Source organism: Rhodoblastus sphagnicola (assembly GCF_002937075.1).
Classification (GTDB): Bacteria; Pseudomonadota; Alphaproteobacteria; order Rhizobiales; family Beijerinckiaceae; genus Rhodoblastus; species Rhodoblastus sphagnicola.
On sequence record NZ_NHSJ01000121.1, the window covers coordinates 17,017 to 37,043 of the forward strand.

The following is a 20,027-nucleotide window of genomic DNA, read 5'->3' on the forward strand; positions in this document are numbered from 1 at the left end:
GCTCCCGATGAAAACCATCAGCATCGTCACGCCCTGCTACAACGAGGAGGCCGGCATCGCCGAATGCCATGAGGCCTGTCGCAAGGTGATGGAGAGCGAACTCTCCAACTACGCCTATGAGCATATCTTCATCGACAATTGTTCGACCGACCGCACCGTGGCGATTCTCAAGGAGATCGCGGCGCGCGACAAGCGCGTGAAAATCATCGTCAACGCGCGCAATTTCGGGCCGCAGCGCTCGCCGCACCACGCGACCTTGCAGGCAGGCGGCGACGCGGTGACGACCGTGCTGGCCGACTTGCAAACGCCCCCGTCGATCCTGCCGGCCATGGTCCGGCAATGGGAGGCGGGCTACAAGGCGGTGATCGCGGTGCGGCGCGGCGCGACGGAAGGGTTTTTCATCGGACTGGCGCGGAAAACCTTTTATGCCTTGATCAAGCGCCTCTCCAAGATCGAGCAGATTCCCAATTTCATGGGCTACGGCCTCTACGACCGCCAGTTCATGGATGTCGTGCGCACGCTCTACGAGCCGGAGCCCTATTTTCGCGGCCTCGTTTCCGAAATCGGGTTCGAGCGGGCCATCGTCGAATATGACCAGCCGGAGCGCAAGCACGGCAAGTCCCGCCACAGCCTGTTCGACCTGATCGATTTCGCCCTGATCGGCCTGACGACTTTTTCCAAGGCGCCGATGCGCCTGATGACCGTGATCGGCTTTGTCGTCGCCGGCTTGAGCCTGCTCAGCGCCTTCGTCTATCTCTGCGTGAAATTGCTGTTCTGGAGCCAGGTGCCGATCGGCGTCACCCCCATTCTGCTGGCGACTTTCTTCCTGGGCGCCGTGCAGCTTCTAGCGCTGGGCTTGCTCGGCGAATATGTCGGCCTGCTGCTGCAATATGCGCGCGGGTTTCCTCTGGTCGTCGAGAAGGAGCGGGTCAATTTCGATTGAGTCCCCGGTCAGGCGAGCAAGAACAGGCCGATATTCTTCAAGGACGAGTTGAACCAGAGTCCGTGCCGGACCAGCGCCAGCCTCCGTTCGAGCGGCCCGAGCTGCGGAAAACGTGCGAGCGCTTTCAACGCGGCCAATTCATCCGCAGGCAATCGCGCGGCATGAATATCGGCGAAGGCGCCGGCCTGTCGTGACGCCTGACCGAGCACGTGCTGGACGCGCTGGCGCGCGCTTGTCGGCGCGGACACGAGGCGGCCGAGCGCGCCCGACAAGGACGACGTGAACGGATCCTTGGTGGCGTTGGCCCCATGCCGGAGGTAGCGCATGGTGATATCGGGCAAAAGAATGAGCTGGCCAAACGCGATCGCCACCAGAGCCATCCACCAGTCCTGATAGACCGCGCCCGGCGGCATGGGCAGCGCCTGCGCGAGCAAGGCGCGGTTGACCGCCATGGTCGAACCCAGCGCGGCCGATTCCATCGCCGTGCGGCGCGTGGACGAGCGGGCGGGCGGACCGCTTCGGGTCCAGCGCCAGTATGAGGCCGCGACCAGGCGCCCCTCGTGATCGACCACCTGTGCGTCCGTGCTGATGGCGATGGGCGTGTGTTCGCCGAATTTCGCTTCCGCCGCGCGCAAGGCGCCAAGCGTCAGGGCCACGCGGTTGGGCAACCAGCGGTCGTCGGGGTCTGCGGTGAGAATCCAGGGCGCGGTCGTGGCGGCGAGGACCTTGTTGTAATTGCCGATAATGCCGAGATTGGGCGAGGGTCCCTCGCCATCGACGAGCAGCATACGCGGCCCCAGGCGGTCCCGCCATTTCCTCAGGACGTCGGCGGTTGCATCCGCCGAGCCGTCATCGCGCGCCACCAGACGCCACGCGCAATCCAATGTGGACAGATCTTCAATGAAATGATCGATCCATTGCGCCGCATTGTAGCAGGGAAATACAATGTCTATTTGAGTATCTGAGTGCAAATACTTGGTCTCGCTTGTTAACGACCCTTTAAAGCCTGCCAGCTAACGTAGCATAGCCTGATTCGTGCTTTTTGAGGAACCGACGCATGAAGTCGCCCGCCGACATGAAGGTCATCCAGATCGAGATCACGAACGCCTGCCCGTTGAAATGTTCGGGCTGCACGCGTCTGTGCGGGCATCATGAAGAACCCTTCTTCATGGATTTCGAGACCTTCAAGGCGGCCGTCGATTCCCTGAAGGGATTTGACGGCATCGTCGGCGTCATGGGCGGCGAGCCGACCATCCATCCCGAATTTCCGCGCTTCATGGACTATTATCGCGCCAACGTCGGCTACGACGATCATACGACCGGCTCCTACAAGCCGACCGGCGATTACATGCGCCACGTCCTCGCCAACACCTGGCACACCGATTACAGCAACAAGCGCGGTCTGTGGTCGATGATGCCGCCGAAATATTACGAGCATTTCGAACTCATCCAGGACACGTTCGCCTACCAGTCGCTGAACGATCATTCCAAGCCGAGCCTGCACCAGACCCAACTGGTGACCCGCAAGGAGCTGGGCATTCCCGACGAGGAATGGTTCAAGCTGCGCGATCGCTGCTGGGTGCAGAACCTGTGGAGCGCGTCGATCACGCCCAAGGGCGCTTTCTTCTGCGAGGTGGCGGCGGCCATGGACGCGACGCTGGGCGGCCCCGGCGGCTGGAAGATCGAGCCGGGCTGGTGGCAACGCAAGCCGGAAGATTTTGGGGACCAGCTTAACTGGTGCGAGATGTGCAGCGCCTGCCTGCCCATGCCGAGCCGTGACGCGCGCGACCAATGCGACGACGTTTCCCCCGTCTGGGCCGAGAAACTCGAAGGCATCAAGAGCCCCAAACTGCGCAAGGGGCTGGTCAATGTGTTCGACCCCCAGGTCTGGCAAAAGGACAAGCATTCGATCATCCAGACCCACATGCCCTATATGGACGATCAGGAAACCCGGATGGGCAAGGTCCGCGACCGCATGACGCCGCACAAGATCACCGAAGTGCTTTGGCTGACCTGCGCCCTGAAGGACGACGCCGCGCGCGCGCTGATCGACGCGATGAAAGCGGCGGGCCGGCTCGCCGCCATCGCCTCCCGCGACGAAAACGCGGCGGCGCTCGCGGAACAGGCGGGGGTTCCTTTCGTCTCCGGCGCGCATGCGCTCAAGGATCTGATCGCCGCGACAAACGGCAAGGACTGGGCCTTGCTCTGCAAGGACGCGGCCATGCCCGTGGAGTTCCTGGACTTCGCCAAAACCTGCGTGTTCAACCCCGGCGTCATCCATGGCGGCGGCCCAACCACGCTGGACTATCAGTTCTTCAACTTCCGCGCCCTGTCGCTGCGCAACGGCGGCGATCTCTTCAATCTCGCCAGCGCCTATCCGGCGCGCAAGGTCGTGACGCTGAAGTCTTGGAAGAAGAAGGACTACGTGCTTTCGGACGTCGGCATGTTCCTGCGCCGCCTGCTCAAGCGCTGGGTCTGGTTCAATCGCAAGATTCGCGGCAAGGAAGCGGCGCGCGGCTCCTTTGGCGCCTGGAAGGGAAACAAGGTGTCGGTGTGACGCCGGCGCGGGCGCCCTCTTCGCTCGCCGCGCCCGAGGAGAAACGCGGACGGCGCGCCGTCACTTCGTCCGTGGTGGGCGTCGGTCAGCGCCTGCTTCAGATCGCGAGCGTGCTGTTCATCATGCCGCTCGTCCTGCACATGCTCGGCCGGGACGGGTTTGGCGTCTGGTCCGCCGCCGTGTCGCTGTCGTGGATGGCCGTCACCGTGGATTTCGGCGTGGGGCAGGCCTTGCTGACCAGCGTCGCCCGCAATCGGGCGCGGGGCGACCTTGCGGAAATCCGGCGTGAAATCGGGGCGGCGGTGGCGCTGGCGTGCGCCCTTTGCGCCATCGGCGTCGTGCTCGCGCTCACGATCATCCCCGCAGTCGCCGCGCGGGAGACGGCGGACGCCTATCTGATCTCGGCGCTGTGCCTCGCGGCCAACATTCCCTTCAGCCTCTCCGGCAATATCTGGACCGGCTTGCAGCGTTTCAACATGGCGTTGATCTGGGAAGCGTTCCAGACGATCATCACGGTTTGCGGCCTGTTCGCGCTCACGCGCGAGAGCGCGGACGTGCGCTGGTATGTGGCCATCACGGCCGGCGGCCTCCTCGTCGCCAATGCCTGTAGCACCGTCCATCTCTTCGTCCGGCATCCCGAACTGCTTCCAAACTGGGGCGCCGGCGCGGCCGCGTGTTTCGTCCGCCTGCTGCGAAGCGGCGCGCCGTTCTTCCTGCTCGGCCTCGCGGCCATGCTGTCGATCAATCTCGACAGCGTGATCACTTTGTCGGCGCTCGGGTCGGACGCGGCCTCGCGCATGGCCGTGGCGCAGCGGGCGTGCCTGACCGCCTATGGCCTGCTTTGGGTGGTGACGCAGCCGCTCTGGCCCGCCTTTACCGATGCGACGACGCGCGGCGATCATTCCTGGGTTCGCCGCCACATTTTCACCGCCCTCGGCATCGTGGGTCTTTGCGCCATTTCCGGTTGCGCCGTTCTCGTCCTGTTTGGACAGCGCCTCGTTGCGATCTGGATGAACGGCGAACTAGAGATCGACCGGGCCATCCTGTTGGCAGCCTCCGCATGGATCATCGCGTTGAGCATGGGCCGCGTGGTCGATGTCCTGCTGAACGGGGTCGGCGCGGTCTGGTTTCAGGCCCGCATGGCTCTCGCGCTCGGCGTCGTCGCCTTCGCGCTGAAATTTGCCTTGGCTCCGGTCCTTGGCGTCGCCGGGATCGTCGGGGCGACCCCACTCGCCTATGCCCTGATTGTCGCGCCGGCCTATGTGGTCTGGCTGCGGCGCTGGCTGCGGCAGGGCGTCTCGACCGCGGCCGCCGCGCGAGACGAGGCGCTCGACACGGCGTGAAGTCTCAGCAGGCGCGGATGGCGCCGATCGCGCGGGAGGGTTCGTTGTTGCGCAGGTAATTCTCGAAATAGGCGATGGTCTTGCCAAGACCTTCCCGCAACTGAATCGTCGGGCGCCAGTCGAGGATCTCGTTGGCCTTGGCGATGTCGGGCTTGCGCTGCCGAGGGTCGTCCGAGGGCAAAGGCCGGAAGGTCACGCGCGATCGGGAACCCGTCAGTTCGATGACCTGCTCGGCCAGTTGCAGCATGGTGAATTCGTTGGGATTGCCGATGTTGATCGGCCCGACGGTTTCCGGCCCGGTCGCCATCATGCGGATCATCGCCTCGATGAGGTCGTCGACATAGCAGAACGAGCGGGTCTGCGCGCCGTCGCCGAAAATCGTGATCTCCTCGCCCTTGAGCGCCTGCATGATGAAATTGGACACGACGCGGCCGTCATTGGGATGCATGCGCGGGCCGTAAGTGTTGAAGATGCGCACGATCTTGGCGCTCAACTTGTGCTGCCGGACATAGTCGATCACCAGGGTCTCGGCGCATCGCTTGCCTTCGTCGTAGCAGGAGCGCAATCCGATCGGATTGACGTTGCCCCAATATTCCTCGGGCTGGGGATGCACGCTCGGATCGCCATACACTTCCGAGGTCGAGGCCTGAAGGAATTTGACCTTCAGCCTTTTGGCGAGACCGAGCATGTTGATCGCGCCGATGACGCTGGTCTTGGTCGTCTGCACCGGATCGAACTGGTAATGGATCGGCGAGGCCGGGCAGGCGAGATTGTAGATCTCGTCCACTTCGACATAGAGCGGGAAGGTCACGTCGTGACGCAGCAACTCGAACGCCTTGTGGTCGAGCAGATGGGTCACATTGCGCCGTGTGCCCGTGAAGAAATTATCGACGCAGAGAACGTCGTGCCCGGCCTCCAGCAGCCGTTCGCACAAATGCGACCCCAGAAAGCCTGCGCCGCCCGTCACGAGAATTCTCTTGTGCATTTTGACTTTCCTGAGTGGGGACGTGATTGCGCTTCAGGCCCGGTCAGCGGTCCTTGAGGACTGGATGATCGGGCCAGCAGCGACCGGCGCCCATTGTTTCGAACGATTCGTCGCGGGTGGGTTGCGGCAGCAACCAGCCCGGCGCGCCTCTGGTCGGCGCGATGTAATTGGTGGGGACGCCGCCAGGGGTCAGTTCATCGGTCGCCGTGATCAGATTGCAGGCGCTGATGTTGTAGCGCGGCAGCAGCAGGGCTTCCGAGATTTCGATCAGCGGGCCCCCCGCGCCGACAATGACCAGCGCGAGGCCGGTCATGCGCGCGAGACGTTGGGTGGGTTCGAGGGCGAGCAAGGTCGAAATGAAGGTGAACGCCAACAGGAACAAGGGCGCGATCGAGCCGCGCATGACGAGATCGTTGCTGGGGCCGAATTTGTAAAGCGGCAGCAGCAGGAGAAACCCAACCGAAATGACCAGGAGCGGCTTCAACTCCGGTCGCACGCGGGGCCACAGCGCCGCGAGAAACAGCGCATGGGGAATTTCGACCAGAAGGAACAGAGAATATGTGCTCCAGAACCCGGTCGCCCGCGCAACCGCGTCATGGGAGATGGAGCCGGCGTCGGCCACCAGATAGACGGCCACGGGCAGAAAACAGGCCGCCGCCGCGCCGCCGAGCCAGAACCGAAGCGATTTCGGCGCTTCCGCGCGGTCGCGCCAGACGAACCACACGAGGAAGGCGGGCGCCGCCAGCGGCGCGAGCGGCGACCAGAACAGCAAGGCCGCGAAGATCGCGCCCAAGGCGCCGAGATCGAGTTCGCGCCGCGCCACGGCCACCACCGCCAGCGCGAAGAACCAGCCGGGGAAGGCATGGTTGGGCACGTAAAAAATCTGGGTGACATGGGCCGAATACTGGAACAGGCGCGCCCACCATTCCGGTTCGCCGCGCATGGTCCAGACGCCGGTCTGAACGTAGTCGTGGATGATGGAGGAAAACCACGGCAGCAGATCGAGGCCGCTGAAGACAACCAGCAGCAACGCCATGGCGAGGCCGCCGCCGAGGATCGCGGCAAGGTAGAGCACAATGGCGAGCAGGAGCGCGTTCTGCGCCAGCAGCACGACATGGGCCGCCATCAGGCCGAAAAAATGTCCGACGAGGCCGGGGATCATGTACATGCCGAGCGGCGCGCGCAAAAAGTAAGTTTCGTCGCCAAGCCGGTAATATACCGGCGCGACATGGCGCGTGACATCGGCGAGCACGGCGTCGCGCGTCAGCCAATCGGCGTTGGCCCAGAACAGATGCGTTTCGCCGCCAAGCAGGCACAGCGTGAGCGCGACGAGGCCGCAGGTTCCCAACAAGCGCGCGTCAATCGGCGCATCGAGCAGGACGCCGGAGGCGCGATGGGTCAGCAGCAGCGCGGCGACGCCACAGCAGCCGATGAGAACCGCGATCATCGCCGGCGCGGCTAGGCCGGTCGCCCAGATCGCATTGCCGGCGACGAAAACCAGCCCGGCGGCGTTGAAGACCGCCCGGTTGGTGACGACGACGGCCTCGGGCTTGGCTTGGGGCAAGGCGTCCGTCGCCGTCATGTCAGGCGCTCTGGCGGGTTGCGGCGGGACGGCGCAAAGCTTCGCGCATGGCGTCGATCATGTGGTCGAGATGGGCGACCTCGAGTCCGGGATAGACACCGATCCAAAAGGTGCGGTCCACGACGATGTCGGCGTTGGCGAGCGCGCCGGCGATGCGGTATGCGCGATCCTTCATGTAGGGCTGGCGCACGAGATTGCCGCCGAACAGAAGCCGCGTCCCGATCCTTTCCGCGTTGAGTTGCTGGACGAGCGCGTCGCGCGAAACCGGCGCGGTCTCGCGCAGCGTGAGTGGAAAGCCGAACCAGGACGGCTCCGTCCCAGGCGTCGCCTCGGGCAGGATCAACACATCTTCAAGGCCGCGCAGGCCGTGTTTCAGATGCTCGAAATTGCGACGGCGGGCGGCGATAAAATCTTCGAGGCGGTCGAGTTGCGCCAGTCCCACCGCCGCCTGCATGTCGGTGATCTTCAGGTTGAAGCCGAGATGCGAATAGACATATTTGTGGTCGTATCCCTGGGGCAAATCGCCGAGTTTCCAGCCATAGCGCTTGTTGCAGGTGGCGTCCTTGCCGGGCGCGCAATAGCAGTCGCGGCCCCAGTCGCGAAAACTCTCCATGATCTTGGCGAGTTGCGGATTGTCGGTGAAGACGGCTCCGCCCTCGCCCATGGTGATGTGATGGGCCGGATAAAAACTCAGCGTGCCGATGTCGCCGAACGTCCCGACATGCCGGCCATCGACGGTGGCGCCGAGCGCGTCGCAGCAATCCTCGATCAGCCACAGGCCATGCTTGTCGCAGAGCGCCTTGATCGCCTTGACGTTGAACGGATTGCCCAGCGTGTGCGCGACCATGATCGCTTTTGTCTTGGGACCGATGGCGGCCTCGAGCGCGGCGACATCGATGTTGTAAGTGGGGATGTCCACATCGACGAAAACCGGAATCGCGCCCCAAAAAATCGCCGGATTGACGGTGGTGGGAAAGCCGGTGGCGCAGGTGATGACCTCGTCGCCCGGCCTGATCTGGCGGTCTTTCAGGCGCGGCGAGGTCAGCGCCGAGAAAGCCACCAGATTGGCCGAGGAGCCGGAATTGACGGTCAGCGCATATTTCGCTCCGACGCGCGCGGCGAGTTTTTGCTCGAAGGCGTCGTTGAACCGTCCGGTGGTCAGCCAGAAATCCAGCGCCGCATCGACCAGAGTCTGCATTTCGCGCGCGCCATAGACCCGGCCGGAGACCGGGACGCTCGCGCCCGGCGCGAACGCAGGCTGGCGGTGCGCGAGGTCGTGGTAGCGCCCGACCAGATCGAGGATTTGCGCGCGCAGGGCTTCGGCTTCAGGCGATTCTTTCGGCTGCATGCTGTTCCTGGGTCGCGCCCGACTCATGCGCGGGAAAGGGAGAGGTCAACCGCACACGCTGACCGAGATAGGCGTCGATCTGGTCGAAGGTTTTTCCGCGCACGTCCGCGCCCGTTGCGTGGGCGCGATACCAGCGCGCCGTCCAGTCCACGGCCTCGTCGAAGCTCAGCAGCGGCCGCCAGTCGAGCTTCTCGCGCGCCTTGCTGGCGTCGAGGCGCAAAAGACCGGCCTCGTGCGGATGCGCGGCGCGATCGGGGGTCCAGCGCGCGCCGGGGCCCCAGGCGGCGATGAAGCGGGTGATGAGCGCCTCGACATCCCGCTCGCTATCGGGACCGGGGCCGAAATTCCAGCCGTCGGCGAAAGCTTCACCGTGACGCGCGGCTTGTTCGGCCAGCATGAGATAGCCCGACAGCGGCTCCAGCACATGCTGCCAGGGACGCACCGCCTTTGGCGCGCGCACGTCCAGCGGACGACCGGCGGCAAAAGCGCGCACGGCGTCGGGAAGGATGCGGTTGTCGGCGAAATCGCCGCCCCCGATCACATTGCCCGCGCGGGCCGTGGCGATGGTCGCCCCTTGGGCGAAGAACGAGGCGCGATAGGAGGCGGTGACGAGTTCGGCGCAGGCCTTGCTGTTGGAATAGGGATCGCGGCCGCCCAACGGATCGGTTTCGCGATAGCCCCGGAGCCATTCGCGATTGTCGTAGCATTTGTCGGTGGTGACGTTGACCAGCGCTTGCAGATTGGGGCAGGCGCGCGCGGCTTCGAGCACGTTGACCGAGCCCATCACATTGGTCTGGAAGGTGGCGACCGGATCGGCATAGCCGGATTTCACCAGCGGCTGGGCCGCCATGTGGATGACGATTTCCGGATCGGCGGCGATCATGACGCGGCGCAGCCTGTCGAGATCGTTGACGTCGCCGCGCACATCTTCAAGCGTGTCGCCGACCGACAGGAGATCGAACAGGGACGGGTCGGTGGGGGGGGCGAGGGCGTAGCCGGTGGTCTCGGCGTTCAGCCGCGCCAGCATCAGCGACAGCCACGCGCCCTTGAAGCCGGTGTGGCCGGTGACAAAGACGCGTTTCCTGCGCCAGAACCCTGAGTCGATCACCATACCCTCCATGGCGCCGCCCCGCTCGCCCATTGCTCTTCGAGAAAGGTCTTGTCGCGCAACGTGTCCATCGGCGCCCAGAAACCGGGATGGCTGTAGGCTTGAAGCTCGCCCATGGCGGTGAGCCTGCTCATCGGTTCGCGCTCCCAGACGGTGTCGTCGCCGTCGATCAGGTCGCAGACCTTGGGCGACAGCAGAAAGAAGCCGCCGCTGATCCAGCCGCCCTCGTCATCGGGCTTTTCGGTGAAGGCGGTGACGCGCGCGCCGTCGAGTGCGATGCTGCCGAAGCGCTTGGCCGGCCGCACGGCGGTGACGGTGGCGAGTTTGCCATGGGCGCGGTGGAAGGCGAGTTGGCGAGTGAGGTCGATGTCGCCCACGCCGTCGCCGTAAGTGAGGGCGAATGCGTCGTCATCTCCGACAAAATCGCGAATGCGCTTGATGCGACCGCCGGTCATGGTCTTCTCGCCGGTGTCGATCAGCGTCACGCGCCAGGGTTCGGCATGTTCGCGATGCACTTCCATCCGGTTGGCGCGCATGTCGAAGGTGACGTCCGACATGTGCAGGAAGTAGTTCGAGAAGAATTCCTTGATGTAATAGCCTCTGTAACCGAGACAAATCACGAATTCGTTGAAGCCATGCGCCGAATAGATTTTCATGATGTGCCAGAGAATCGGACGCCCGCCGATCTCGATCATGGGCTTGGGCCGGACCGCCGTTTCCTCGGCAAGCCGTGTGCCCATCCCGCCGGTCAGGATAACCACCTTCATGAAATTGCCTCGACTCGCGGCGAACCCGCGTGGGAATCGGGCCATCGTTCCGGGGCCAGCATGGCTGACGCGGCGTAAAGGATACGTTAAGGCGGGCTGCGGCGGCCCTTGCGTAAGCGTTCCTTAAGGCGCGCGTGGCAGAACGGAACCGATACAATTCCGGGAGCGAAGGCGTGACGCAATATTTTGGGACCGCTTCCGGCGCGCCTGCGGCGGGCGAGGCGCGGGCGGGCGATCTTGGCGCCTGGGCGCCCTGGCTGGCGGTTCTCGTCGCGCTGGCCGGCTATCTCCTTCTCGGGTCCGATCGTGTTCTCGACATCTGGCGCCATGGCGCCTTTTACGACACCGACGACGCCACGCGCATGGTTCAGGTGCGCGACCTCCTCGCAGGACAGGCCTGGTACGACATGACGGCTTGGCGGTTCGATCCGCCCCACGGCATGTTCTCGCACTGGGCTCGTGTCGTCGATGCGCCGCTCGCCGCGCTGGTGCTGCTGTTCCGGCTGTTTCTCGATGGCGTTCTCGCCGAGCGCGCCGCCCGCATCGCCTTTCCCGCTCTGCTCGCAATGGGGCTTTTCGTCGCCGGCCTTTACGCCGCGCGCGTGTTCGCCGGCCGCTCGATGCGGCTGTTCGGCGTCGCCGCCATGCTGTTTTGCGGCGTGCTGTTCTGGCAATTTCCCGCCGGACGCATCGATCATCACGCGCCGCAGATCACCGCGCTGCTGGTCGCGGTTGCGGCCATGGCGGCCTGTTTCGGCAAGGTCGAAACGCGCAAGGCGTCCGCGCTTTCCGGCGTCATGACCGCGCTGAGCCTTTCGATCGGGCTGGAAAACCTGCCCTTTCTCGCCCTCGTCGCCGCCGCGCCCATGGCGCTGTATGTCTGGCGCGGCCTGGAGGCGCGCGAAACCCTGTACGGCTTCGCCTGTGGCCTTGCCGGCGCGCTGATTCCGCTGTTCCTGGCGACCGTCGGTCCGAAGCACTGGTTCTTTCCCGCCTGCGACGCGCTTTCGGCGCCCTATGTGCTCGCCTGCCTTGCCGGATGCGTCGCCTATGCGCTGATGGCGCGGTTTGGCGCCGCCTCGCCGCCGCGCGCGCGCCTCGCCGTCGCGGGCCTCGCCTGCCTTTGCGCCGTTGCGCCCCTGGGCTTGATGCCGGCCGCCTGTCTGGCCGATCCCTATTACGGGATCGATCCGCTGGTGCGGAAATACTGGCTGGATCCCAATCCGGAAGTCATTTCCATTGTGCGACAGGCGCAACTCGACGCCAATCTCGCGCTGCTCTTGGTTGCGCCCACCCTGGTCGGACTTGTGGCCGCGCTGTTCGGCGTCTGGCGCTGCTCCGGAAGCGCCCGCGCGCGCTGGGCGTTTCTGGCTGCGCAGATCGCGCTCGGCGTCGTGCTCGGCGCCTTGCATATCCGCATCTTCTCGACGGTGATGCCGCTGGTCGCCATCGGCCTGCTGGCCCCGGTCGCCTTCATCCGCGAGGCCGTCGAAAGCCGCGTTTCCGAACAAACCCGCGGTCTCATTGGCGCGCTGACCGGCCTGATCGCGTTGTTCGCGCTGTCCAACATGGGCCTGATGATCGAGCTTCCCGAGATCGGGCCTGCCGCGCCCACCGATATCGGCGCCGGGCGCGACCGCTGCATGAATTCCGCCAGCTACGAGCCGTTGCGGGCGCTGGAGCCGGGCCTCGCCGTCTCCATGATTTCGCCGGGCGCCTATCTGCTGGCCCATACCGACCTCGGCGTGATGGCCGGTCCATACCATCGCAATCGCGGCAATCGCGGCGCGCTCGACATTCTGTTCGCGCCCCCGGACAAGGCGGAAGCTCTCGCGCGCGCGGCCGGCGCCCGCTATGTCATCCTGTGCTGGGGTGCCGATGCGGCGGCCTCGTGGAAAAGCTGGTCGCCCGACGGGCTGGCGGCGCGGATCGCGCAAGGTTCCGTTCCCGGGTGGTTGCGGCCGGTACAGGTCGAGAATACGCCGGTTCACGTTTACGAGCTTGTGGGCGCGGGCGAGAACAGCGCGAACTGAACGAACGGTCCAGACAGCAAAAAGGCGGCCGCTTGGGCCGCCTTTCGCATTTTTAGTTTAGCGCGAAAACTTACGACTGCTCTTCGGCGGCTTCGGCTTCCTTGGCTTCCGCCTTGGCCTTGGCTTCGAGGTCCTCGCCGGTCTGCTGATCGACGACGCGCATCGACAGCCGCACCTTGCCGCGATCGTCGAAGCCGAGCAGCTTCACTTTGACCTTGTCGCCTTCCTTGACCACGTCGGTGGTCTTGGCGACGCGGGTGGCGGCGAGCTGGGAAATGTGGACGAGGCCGTCCTTGGCGCCGAAGAAATTGACGAAGGCGCCGAAGTCGGTGGTCTTGACCACGGTGCCGTCATAGATCAGGCCGATTTCCGGATCGGAGGCGATCGACTTGATCCAGTTGATGGCGGCCTTGATGGAATTGCCGTCGCTGGAGGCGATCTTCACCGTGCCGTCGTCCTCGATGTTGATCTTGGCGCCGGTCTTTTCCACGATTTCGCGGATCACCTTGCCGCCGGAGCCGATGACTTCGCGGATCTTGTCCACCGCGATCTTCATGGTTTCGATGCGCGGCGCAAACTCTCCGAGCTCCGCGCGGGCGTTGGTGATCGCCTTGGACATTTCGCCGAGGATGTGCAGGCGGCCGTCCTTGGCCTGGCCCAGCGCCACCTTCATGATTTCCTCGGTGATGCCGGCGATCTTGATGTCCATCTGCAACGAGGTGACGCCATATTCGGTGCCGGCCACCTTGAAGTCCATGTCGCCGAGATGGTCCTCGTCGCCGAGAATGTCGGAGAGCACCGCGAAGCGCTCGCCTTCGAGGATCAGGCCCATGGCGATGCCGGCGGTCGGACGCTTGAGCGGCACGCCGGCGTCCATCAGCGCCAGCGAGGCGCCGCAGACCGTGGCCATCGAGGACGAGCCGTTGGACTCGGTGATCTCCGACACGACGCGGATCGTGTAGGGGAATTCGGCCGAGGTCGGCAGCATCGGGTGAACAGCGCGCCAGGCGAGCTTGCCATGGCCGATTTCGCGGCGGCCGGGTGAGCCGATGCGGCCGGTTTCGCCGACGGAATAGGGAGGGAAGTTGTAGTGCAGCAGGAAGCTTTCCTTGTAGGTGCCTTCCAAGCTGTCGATGAACTGCTCGTCCTCGCCCGTGCCCAGCGTGGCGACCACCAAAGCCTGCGTTTCGCCGCGGGTAAAGATGGCGGAGCCGTGGGTGCGCGGCAGCACGCCCACCTGCGCCACGATCGGGCGCACGGTTTTCAGGTCGCGGCCGTCGATGCGCATGCCGTCGTCGAGGATGTTCCAGCGCACGACCTTGGCCTGCAATTCATGGAACACGTCGGCGATGAGCTGCTTGTCGAATTTCGCGTCGCCGCCCTCGGGCAGCAGCGCGGCATTGACCTTGGCCTTGATGGCGTCGATCGCCTTGTAGCGGTCCTGCTTGACGGTGATCTTGTAAGCTTCGCGCAGTTCGGCCTCGGCGATTTCCGCGATGGCCTTCTCGACCTCGCCCTTCTCGGCCGGGGCGAAGTCGCGCGGCTCCTTGGCGGCGCGCTCGGCGAGGCGGATGATGGCCTCGATCACCGGCTGGAAACCGGCGTGGCCGGCCATGACGGCGGCCAGCATGGTCTCTTCCGAAAGCTCCTTGGCTTCGGATTCGACCATCAGCACGGCGTCGGCGGTGCCGGCCACGATGAGGTCGAGGTCGGAGGTCTTGGCCTCGTCAACGGTGGGGTTGACCTTGATTTCGCCGTTGATGTAGGCGACGCGGGCGCCGCCGACCGGACCCATGAAGGGCACGCCGGACAGGGTGAGCGCGGCGGAGACGGCGACCAGGGCCAGAATGTCCGGATCGTTCTCCATGTCGTGGCTGAGCACGGTCACGATCACCTGGGTGTCGAAGTAATAGCCGTCCGGGAACAGCGGGCGGATCGGACGGTCGATCAGGCGGGAGAGCAAGGTCTCGCGCTCGGAGGGACGGCCCTCGCGCTTGAAGTACCCCCCAGGGATACGGCCAGCCGCGAAGGCCTTTTCCTGATAGTTGACGGTCAGCGGAAAGAAGTCCTGGCCGGGTTTGGCTGTCTTGGCCGAGACCACGGTGGCGAGCACGGTGGTCTCGCCATAGGTGGCGAGCACGGCGCCGTCGGCCTGACGGGCGACGCGGCCCGTCTCAAGCGTCAGCTTGCGGCCGAACCAATCGATTTCTTCGCGGTGGATTTCGAACATTCGTCTGTCTCTCTCATGGTTGTGGGTCGCGCCAACCATGTGCAAGACGACGAGAGGCCGTTTTTCGCGGCATCCGGTGATCCTGCCATGGTCCGGTCGGACCTGTCGCGGCGGCCCCTGCCGCCAGCGGGTGAGACCGCCTCTTGCGTGGCGGGATTTCGGCAATCCCGCCTGAAGCGCGGCCTCAAGGAAAAGCGGCCGGCAAAAGCCGGCCGCGAAAAGTTTTAGCGGCGGATGCCGAGACGCTCGATCAGGGTCTTGTAGCGCCCCTCGTCATTCTTCTTGACGTAGTCGAGAAGCTGACGCCGCAACGAAACCAGCTTCAGAAGGCCGCGACGCGAATGGTTGTCCTTCGCATGGGTCTTGAAATGCTCGGTCAGGTTGACGATTCGTTCGGTCAGGATGGCGACCTGAACTTCCGGCGAGCCGGTATCGCCCTGCTTGGCGCCGTATTCCTTGATGAGCGCGGTTTTGCGCTCTGCCGTGATCGACATCGGATACCCTTTCTGATTGGGATATTGAGGTTCGAAAATTTCGAGGCCGCTCCGGGATGTCGTCCAGCGCGGTCGCAAATCTCCGTCTCCAGCGAACATGTTCGCGGGAATGGCGCGCTTATACACCAAACGCGCGCAATCGCCAGCACAAAGCGACTTTCCCTATGGAAAGCACAAAATTCCCACTTCACGCAGCGAACAAAAAGTTTAGTTTAAGGCCCCGGTATCGACCAAATCAGGCTCGTCGGGAGTAATTCGCAATGATTAATATTTTCGCCCACTATTGGGGCTGGCTCCTTCTTGTCACGGCCATCGGGTTCGTCGGCGGCATGATGGTGCACCCCGACGAGGAGGATCGCGGCTTTCCGTTCTGGTTTCTCCCGTTGGCGGGCCTGTTGCTCCTGGGTTACCTCGCCAGCGAGTTCAACCTGATCGGCGGAGACCTTTCGGTCGGGGTCGAGGGCGGCGCGATCGCCTTTGTCGGATTCACGCTCGGCGCGCTGGCCGGCGGCTTCGGCAAGAAGTTCGGCTTGCGCTGGGGACCGCTGCTGGTCGCAGCGCTGGTGTGGGTCTGCGGCCTCTACATGACGCCCCCGACGGGACTTACGCCGCCCCCGGCGACCGCCGCCGCTCCGGCTTCGGACGCCGCGGCCAAGGCCGAAGCGGACGCCAAGGCTGCCGCTGTCAAGGCGGAAGAAGAGGCCAAGGCCGCTGCGGTCAAGGCTGAAGCGGACGCCAAAGCCGCCGCCGCCAAGGCGGAAGAAGAAGTCAAGGCCGCCGCGGCCAAGGCTGAAGAGGCCAAGAAAGCCGAGGCTAAGGCGGCAGAGGCCAAGCCGGCTCCGGTCCCCGCGCAGGAACCCGTCGCCGCGCCCGAACCGGCGGCCGCCGCCGCTCCCGCGAGTCTGGCTGACAAGAAGGCGGCCGCGATCGCCGCCGCCGCCGCCCTGCCGGCGACCGGCCCGCTCGACGTCGGCCAGTGCCAGACCGCGCTGTCCGGCCTGGTCGCCAAGGAGAACATCAAGTTCGCCGCCGGCGGCGCCAAGCTGGCGCCGGAGTCGAAGCCCTTGATCGGCAAGATCGGCGCGGCGCTCGCCCGTTGTCCCGCCACCGTCAAGGTCGAGGTCTCCGGCCACACCGACAACGCCGGCGAAGCCGCCAAGAACAAGGCGCTGTCGAAGAGCCGCGCGCAGGCCGTCGTGGATGCGCTCAAGGCCAAGGGCGCCAAGGCCGGCCAACTCGCCGCCGTCGGCTACGGTCAGGAAAAGCCGGTGGCGTCGAACGACACCGCCGAAGGCAAAGCCGACAACCGCCGCATTGAATTCGCGGTGAAATAACCAGCAGGCTGGGTTCGAGGGCGCCGGCGCAAGTTCGATCTTGCTCCGGCGCCCTTGCTTTTTGCGGGTCGCCTGTTGTCTTGACCAGACAGATTCACGCCAGGGATTTAGGGATTAAGGGCTCTTGACCACGATTCTCGCCATCGAGCGCCTGAACAAGACTTATGACAACGGTTTTGTCGCGCTGAAGGGTGTAGATCTTTCAATAAGCAGCGGTGAGATTTTTGCGCTGCTCGGGCCTAATGGCGCGGGCAAGACCACGCTGATCGGCATCGTCTGCGGCCTGGTGCGCGCGAGTTCGGGAAAGGTGACGGTGGACGGCAACGACATCGCCATCGACTACCGCAAGGCGCGCCAAACGATCGGGCTGGTGCCGCAGGAACTGTCCACCAACCAATTCGAGACCGTGATGGATGCGTTGCGCTTTTCGCGCGGGCTGTTCGGCAAGGCGCCCGATCCCGGTCATCTCGAACGCATCCTGCGCGATCTTTCGCTGTGGGATAAGAAGGACGAGCGCATCGGCGCGCTCTCCGGCGGCATGAAACGGCGCGTGCTGATCGGGAAGGCGCTCGCCCATGAACCGCGGATCCTGTTTCTCGACGAGCCGACCGCCGGGGTTGACGTCGAACTGCGCCGGGACATGTGGGAGATGGTGCGCCGCCTGCGCGAACAGGGGGTCACGATCATCCTCACCACCCATTACATCGAGGAGGCCGAGGACATGGCCGACCGGATCGGGGTGATCGACCAGGGCGAACTCATGCTCGTCGAGGAGAAGCGCGCCCTGATGCGCCGCCTCGGCCAGGTTCACGTGACCATCGGCCTCACCCAAAAACTCGACGCGCCGCCGGAAAACCTGTCCGGCGCCAAACTCGACCTCTCGCCCGACGGCATGACCCTCTCCTTCACCCAGAAGGGCCAGGATTGCGACGCCGCCCTCGCCGCCCTGCTGAAAACGCTGGTCACCGAGGGTATCGAATTCCGTAGCGTCAATTCGGAGCGTTCCTCGCTGGAGGACATATTCATCGATCTGGTGGGGCGACGCCGATGAATGTTTACGCCATCCGCGCCATCTACACCGCGGAACTGGGCCGCACCTGGCGCACACTTTTCCAGAGCATCGCCTCGCCGGTGCTTTCGACCGCGCTCTACTTCGTGGTGTTCGGCTCGGCCATCGGTTCGCGCATGCAAGCGATCGACGGCGTTTCCTATGGCGCCTTCATCGTGCCGGGCCTGATCCTGCTCACCGTGTTGACCGAAAGCGTTTCCAACGCGTCGTTCGGCATCTACCTGCCGCGATTCACCGGCCAGATCTACGAATTGCTGTCGGCGCCGGTTTCGGCTGTGGAGGTTATCGCCGGCTTTGTCGGCGCGGCGGCGACCAAATCGGTGATCCTCGGCCTGATCATCTGCGCCACCGCGCGTCTGTTCGTGCCGTTCGAGATCGTCCATCCCGTGCTGGCCTTGCTTTATCTCGTGCTGATCTCCGCGACCTTCGCCTTGTTCGGCTTCATTCTCGGGCTGTGGGCGGACGGTTTCGAGAAATTGCAGATCATTCCGCTGATGGTGATCTCGCCGCTGACTTTTCTTGGCGGCACCTTCTATTCCATCGACATGCTGCCGGGCGTGTGGCGGCAGGTCGCCCTGTTCAACCCCATCGTCTATCTGATCGAAGGGTTTCGCTGGGCTTTTTACGGCATCTCCACGCTGGCGCCGCTGATCAGCCTCGCCCTCACCTTCGGCATGCTGGTTTTGTGTTCGGCCGTCGTGGTCTGGATTTTCAAGACGGGCTACCGGCTGCGAACCTGAACGGGCGTTCCCCTTTTCGCGTGACGCTGGCCATAGGCGAAATAGACCGCCATGCCCACGCCGAGCCAGATGAACAGCCGCGCCCAGGTTTCCCAGGGCAGGCCCGCCATCAGGCCGAGACAGGCGAGCACGCCGAGCGCGGGAAGGGCCGGCGAACCCGGCACGCGGAACGGACGCGGCGTTTCCGGATGGCTGTGGCGCAGATACATCACGGCCATGCAGACCAGGGCGAAGGCCGCGAGCGTGCCGATGCTGACCATTTCGCCGAGGACATCGATGGGAAGCAGGCCGGCGAGCGCTGCGACGCAGAGGCCGACCAGCGCCTGGCTGGCCGCCGGGGTGCGGAAACGCGGATTGATCCGGGCGAACAAGCCGGGCAGCAGGCCGTCATTGGCCATGGCGAAGAGAATGCGCGCCTGCCCGAACAACAGCACCAGAATAACCGTGGTGAGGCCGGCAAGCGCCGCGAATTTCACCACCACCGCCAGCCAGGGCAAGCCGATGGCGTCGATCACCGCTGAAATGGGATCGGGCCGGTCGAGCGCCGCAAAGGGAACCACGCCGGTCAGCACGGCGGATACCCCGATGTAGAGCACGGTGCAGACGGCGAGCGAAGCGATCAGGCCGACGGGCACGGTGCGTTGCGGATCCTTCGCCTCCTGCGCCGCCGTCGACACGGCGTCGAAGCCGATATAGGCGAAGAAAACGACGGCCGCGCCGCGCAAGACTCCGCTCCAGCCGAAATGGCCGAACTCCCCGGCGTTTTCGGGGAGGAACGGCGCCCAGTTCGCCGGGACAACGTGCAAACCGCCGGCGATAATCACCACCAGCACCACCGCCAGCTTGAAGCCGACCATCACATTGTTGACGCGAGCGGATTCGCGTGTGCCCAGCACGAGCAGGCTGGTGATGGCGAGCACCACCAACGCCGCCGGCGCGTTGAACAGGCCGCCCCCCCCCACCAGGGGAGACGTGAATTGCGCGGGGAGGTGAAGGCCGAGGCTCGCGAGCAGGCTCACCAGATAGCCGGACCAGCCGACCGCGACCGTCGCCGCGCCCATGGCGTATTCCAGCACCAAATCCCAGCCGATGACCCAGGCGAAGATTTCGCCCAGCGCGATATAGACATAGGAATAGGTGCTGCCGGAGACCGGAATCAGCGCCGCGAGTTCCGCATAGCACAGGGCGACGATGGCGCAGGCGAAGCCGGCCAGCGCGAAGGACAGGACGACGGCGGGGCCGGCATAGCGCGCGGCCGCCGCGCCGGTGAGAACAAATATGCCGGCGCCGATGATGGCGCCGATGCCCAGCGCCGCCAGCGAGACCGGCCCGAGGCTGCGATTGAAGGTTTGGGACTCGTTCGTTCCGCCTCTGGCGTCGTCAATCGTCTTGCGCGCGAAAAAATTCTGTTTCAAGGCGGCCTCACAAACCTGTCGGGGCGCCATGCTAATGCGCGCAAGCCACTTGCAGCAAGACTAAGCGCGCCAAAACTTT

Annotated in this window: 16 protein-coding genes; 7 read left to right on the top strand and 9 right to left on the bottom strand. The window is 64.6% G+C overall.

Going from position 1 to position 20,027, the window contains the following annotated elements; translation table 11 throughout:
• Positions 1 to 7: 7 nt before the first annotated feature.
• Positions 8 to 943: a glycosyltransferase family 2 protein gene (locus tag CCR94_RS19425; RefSeq protein ID WP_104509477.1), complete on the top strand. Its 936-nt coding sequence runs from the start codon at positions 8 to 10 to the stop codon at positions 941 to 943.
• 8 nt (positions 944 to 951) lie between these two features.
• Here CCR94_RS19425 and CCR94_RS19430 read toward each other — a convergent pair whose 3' ends face one another.
• Positions 952 to 1,914 (bottom strand): glycosyltransferase, encoded by a 963-nt coding sequence (locus CCR94_RS19430; RefSeq protein WP_158254839.1) that lies wholly within the window; start codon positions 1,912 to 1,914, stop codon positions 952 to 954.
• An 86-nt stretch (positions 1,915 to 2,000) separates the two neighbouring features.
• Here CCR94_RS19430 and CCR94_RS25240 point away from each other — a divergent pair, with 86 nt between their 5' ends.
• Together CCR94_RS25240 and CCR94_RS25245 are read left to right on the top strand one after the other, a co-directional pair.
• A complete protein-coding gene (locus CCR94_RS25240) occupies positions 2,001 to 3,500 on the top strand; it encodes a radical SAM protein (RefSeq protein WP_158254840.1) in 1,500 nt (499 codons plus the stop codon).
• Positions 3,497 to 4,843, top strand: a complete 1,347-nt coding sequence (locus CCR94_RS25245; RefSeq protein ID WP_158254841.1) for a lipopolysaccharide biosynthesis protein — start codon at positions 3,497 to 3,499, stop codon at positions 4,841 to 4,843. The genes CCR94_RS25240 and CCR94_RS25245 overlap by 4 nt, the downstream gene beginning before the upstream one ends.
• Before the next feature lie 4 nt (positions 4,844 to 4,847).
• Here the strand turns inward: CCR94_RS25245 and CCR94_RS19440 are convergent, their stop codons facing one another.
• The 5 genes from CCR94_RS19440 to rfbF are packed head-to-tail and all read right to left on the bottom strand — an operon-like array spanning position 4,848 to position 10,633.
• Complete coding sequence (locus CCR94_RS19440) at positions 4,848 to 5,828, bottom strand: UDP-glucuronic acid decarboxylase family protein (protein WP_104509479.1); 981 nt, start codon at positions 5,826 to 5,828, stop codon at positions 4,848 to 4,850.
• 43 nt (positions 5,829 to 5,871) lie between these two features.
• Positions 5,872 to 7,410 carry a hypothetical protein gene (locus CCR94_RS19445; protein ID WP_104509480.1) on the bottom strand — a complete coding sequence of 513 codons (1,539 nt, stop codon included), beginning with the start codon at positions 7,408 to 7,410 and terminating at the stop codon, positions 5,872 to 5,874.
• A gap of 1 nt (position 7,411) precedes the next feature.
• On the bottom strand, positions 7,412 to 8,758 hold the full coding sequence (rfbH, locus tag CCR94_RS19450; RefSeq protein ID WP_104509481.1) for a lipopolysaccharide biosynthesis protein RfbH: 1,347 nt from the start codon (positions 8,756 to 8,758) through the stop codon (positions 7,412 to 7,414).
• Complete coding sequence (gene rfbG, locus CCR94_RS19455) at positions 8,736 to 9,869, bottom strand: CDP-glucose 4,6-dehydratase (RefSeq protein ID WP_244594149.1); 1,134 nt, start codon at positions 9,867 to 9,869, stop codon at positions 8,736 to 8,738. Before rfbG ends, rfbH begins: the two co-directional genes overlap by 23 nt.
• Entirely contained in the window at positions 9,863 to 10,633 is a 771-nt protein-coding gene (gene rfbF / locus CCR94_RS19460; protein WP_104509482.1) for a glucose-1-phosphate cytidylyltransferase, read from the bottom strand. Before rfbF ends, rfbG begins: the two co-directional genes overlap by 7 nt.
• A 173-nt stretch (positions 10,634 to 10,806) precedes the next feature.
• Here rfbF and CCR94_RS19465 point away from each other — a divergent pair, with 173 nt between their 5' ends.
• Positions 10,807 to 12,666, top strand: a complete 1,860-nt coding sequence (locus CCR94_RS19465) for a hypothetical protein (protein WP_104509483.1) — start codon at positions 10,807 to 10,809, stop codon at positions 12,664 to 12,666.
• 70 nt (positions 12,667 to 12,736) lie between these two features.
• On the opposite strand, the gene pnp is transcribed toward CCR94_RS19465, so the two are convergent.
• Entirely contained in the window at positions 12,737 to 14,896 is a 2,160-nt protein-coding gene (pnp, locus tag CCR94_RS19470) for a polyribonucleotide nucleotidyltransferase (RefSeq protein ID WP_104509484.1), read from the bottom strand.
• Positions 14,897 to 15,120: 224 nt separating this feature from the next.
• Entirely contained in the window at positions 15,121 to 15,390 is a 270-nt protein-coding gene (rpsO, locus tag CCR94_RS19480) for a 30S ribosomal protein S15 (protein ID WP_104509533.1), read from the bottom strand.
• Positions 15,391 to 15,650: 260 nt separating this feature from the next.
• Between rpsO and CCR94_RS19485 the strand changes: the two genes are divergently transcribed.
• The 3 genes from CCR94_RS19485 (at position 15,651) to CCR94_RS19495 (ending at position 18,533) form a co-directional block, all read left to right on the top strand.
• Positions 15,651 to 16,724: an OmpA family protein gene (locus CCR94_RS19485; RefSeq protein WP_104509486.1), complete on the top strand. Its 1,074-nt coding sequence runs from the start codon at positions 15,651 to 15,653 to the stop codon at positions 16,722 to 16,724.
• Positions 16,725 to 16,848: 124 nt separating this feature from the next.
• A complete protein-coding gene (locus CCR94_RS19490) occupies positions 16,849 to 17,775 on the top strand; it encodes an ABC transporter ATP-binding protein (RefSeq protein WP_104509487.1) in 927 nt (308 codons plus the stop codon).
• Entirely contained in the window at positions 17,772 to 18,533 is a 762-nt protein-coding gene (locus CCR94_RS19495) for an ABC transporter permease (protein ID WP_104509488.1), read from the top strand. The genes CCR94_RS19490 and CCR94_RS19495 overlap by 4 nt, the downstream gene beginning before the upstream one ends.
• On the opposite strand, the gene CCR94_RS19500 is transcribed toward CCR94_RS19495, so the two are convergent.
• On the bottom strand, positions 18,515 to 19,978 hold the full coding sequence (locus CCR94_RS19500; protein ID WP_104509489.1) for an amino acid permease: 1,464 nt from the start codon (positions 19,976 to 19,978) through the stop codon (positions 18,515 to 18,517). The two genes, CCR94_RS19495 and CCR94_RS19500, sit on opposite strands and share 19 nt — an antisense overlap.
• Between the last annotated feature and the right edge of the window lie 49 nt (positions 19,979 to 20,027).

Excerpts from the sequence above, each read along its gene's own strand:
- CCR94_RS19425 (WP_104509477.1), top strand. The coding sequence starts at position 8 with ATGAAAACCATCAGCATCGTCACGCCCTGCTACAACGAGGAGGCCGGC.
- CCR94_RS25240 (WP_158254840.1), top strand. The coding sequence starts at position 2,001 with ATGAAGTCGCCCGCCGACATGAAGGTCATCCAGATCGAGATCACGAAC.
- CCR94_RS19440 (WP_104509479.1), bottom strand. The coding sequence starts at position 5,828 with ATGCACAAGAGAATTCTCGTGACGGGCGGCGCAGGCTTTCTGGGGTCG.
- CCR94_RS19445 (WP_104509480.1), bottom strand. The coding sequence starts at position 7,410 with ATGACGGCGACGGACGCCTTGCCCCAAGCCAAGCCCGAGGCCGTCGTC.
- rfbH (WP_104509481.1), bottom strand. The coding sequence starts at position 8,758 with ATGCAGCCGAAAGAATCGCCTGAAGCCGAAGCCCTGCGCGCGCAAATC.
- rfbG (WP_244594149.1), bottom strand. The coding sequence starts at position 9,869 with ATGGTGATCGACTCAGGGTTCTGGCGCAGGAAACGCGTCTTTGTCACC.
- rfbF (WP_104509482.1), bottom strand. The coding sequence starts at position 10,633 with ATGAAGGTGGTTATCCTGACCGGCGGGATGGGCACACGGCTTGCCGAG.
- pnp (WP_104509484.1), bottom strand. The coding sequence starts at position 14,896 with ATGTTCGAAATCCACCGCGAAGAAATCGATTGGTTCGGCCGCAAGCTG.
- rpsO (WP_104509533.1), bottom strand. The coding sequence starts at position 15,390 with ATGTCGATCACGGCAGAGCGCAAAACCGCGCTCATCAAGGAATACGGC.
- CCR94_RS19485 (WP_104509486.1), top strand. The coding sequence starts at position 15,651 with ATGATTAATATTTTCGCCCACTATTGGGGCTGGCTCCTTCTTGTCACG.
- CCR94_RS19495 (WP_104509488.1), top strand. The coding sequence starts at position 17,772 with ATGAATGTTTACGCCATCCGCGCCATCTACACCGCGGAACTGGGCCGC.
- CCR94_RS19500 (WP_104509489.1), bottom strand. The coding sequence starts at position 19,978 with ATGGCGCCCCGACAGGTTTGTGAGGCCGCCTTGAAACAGAATTTTTTC.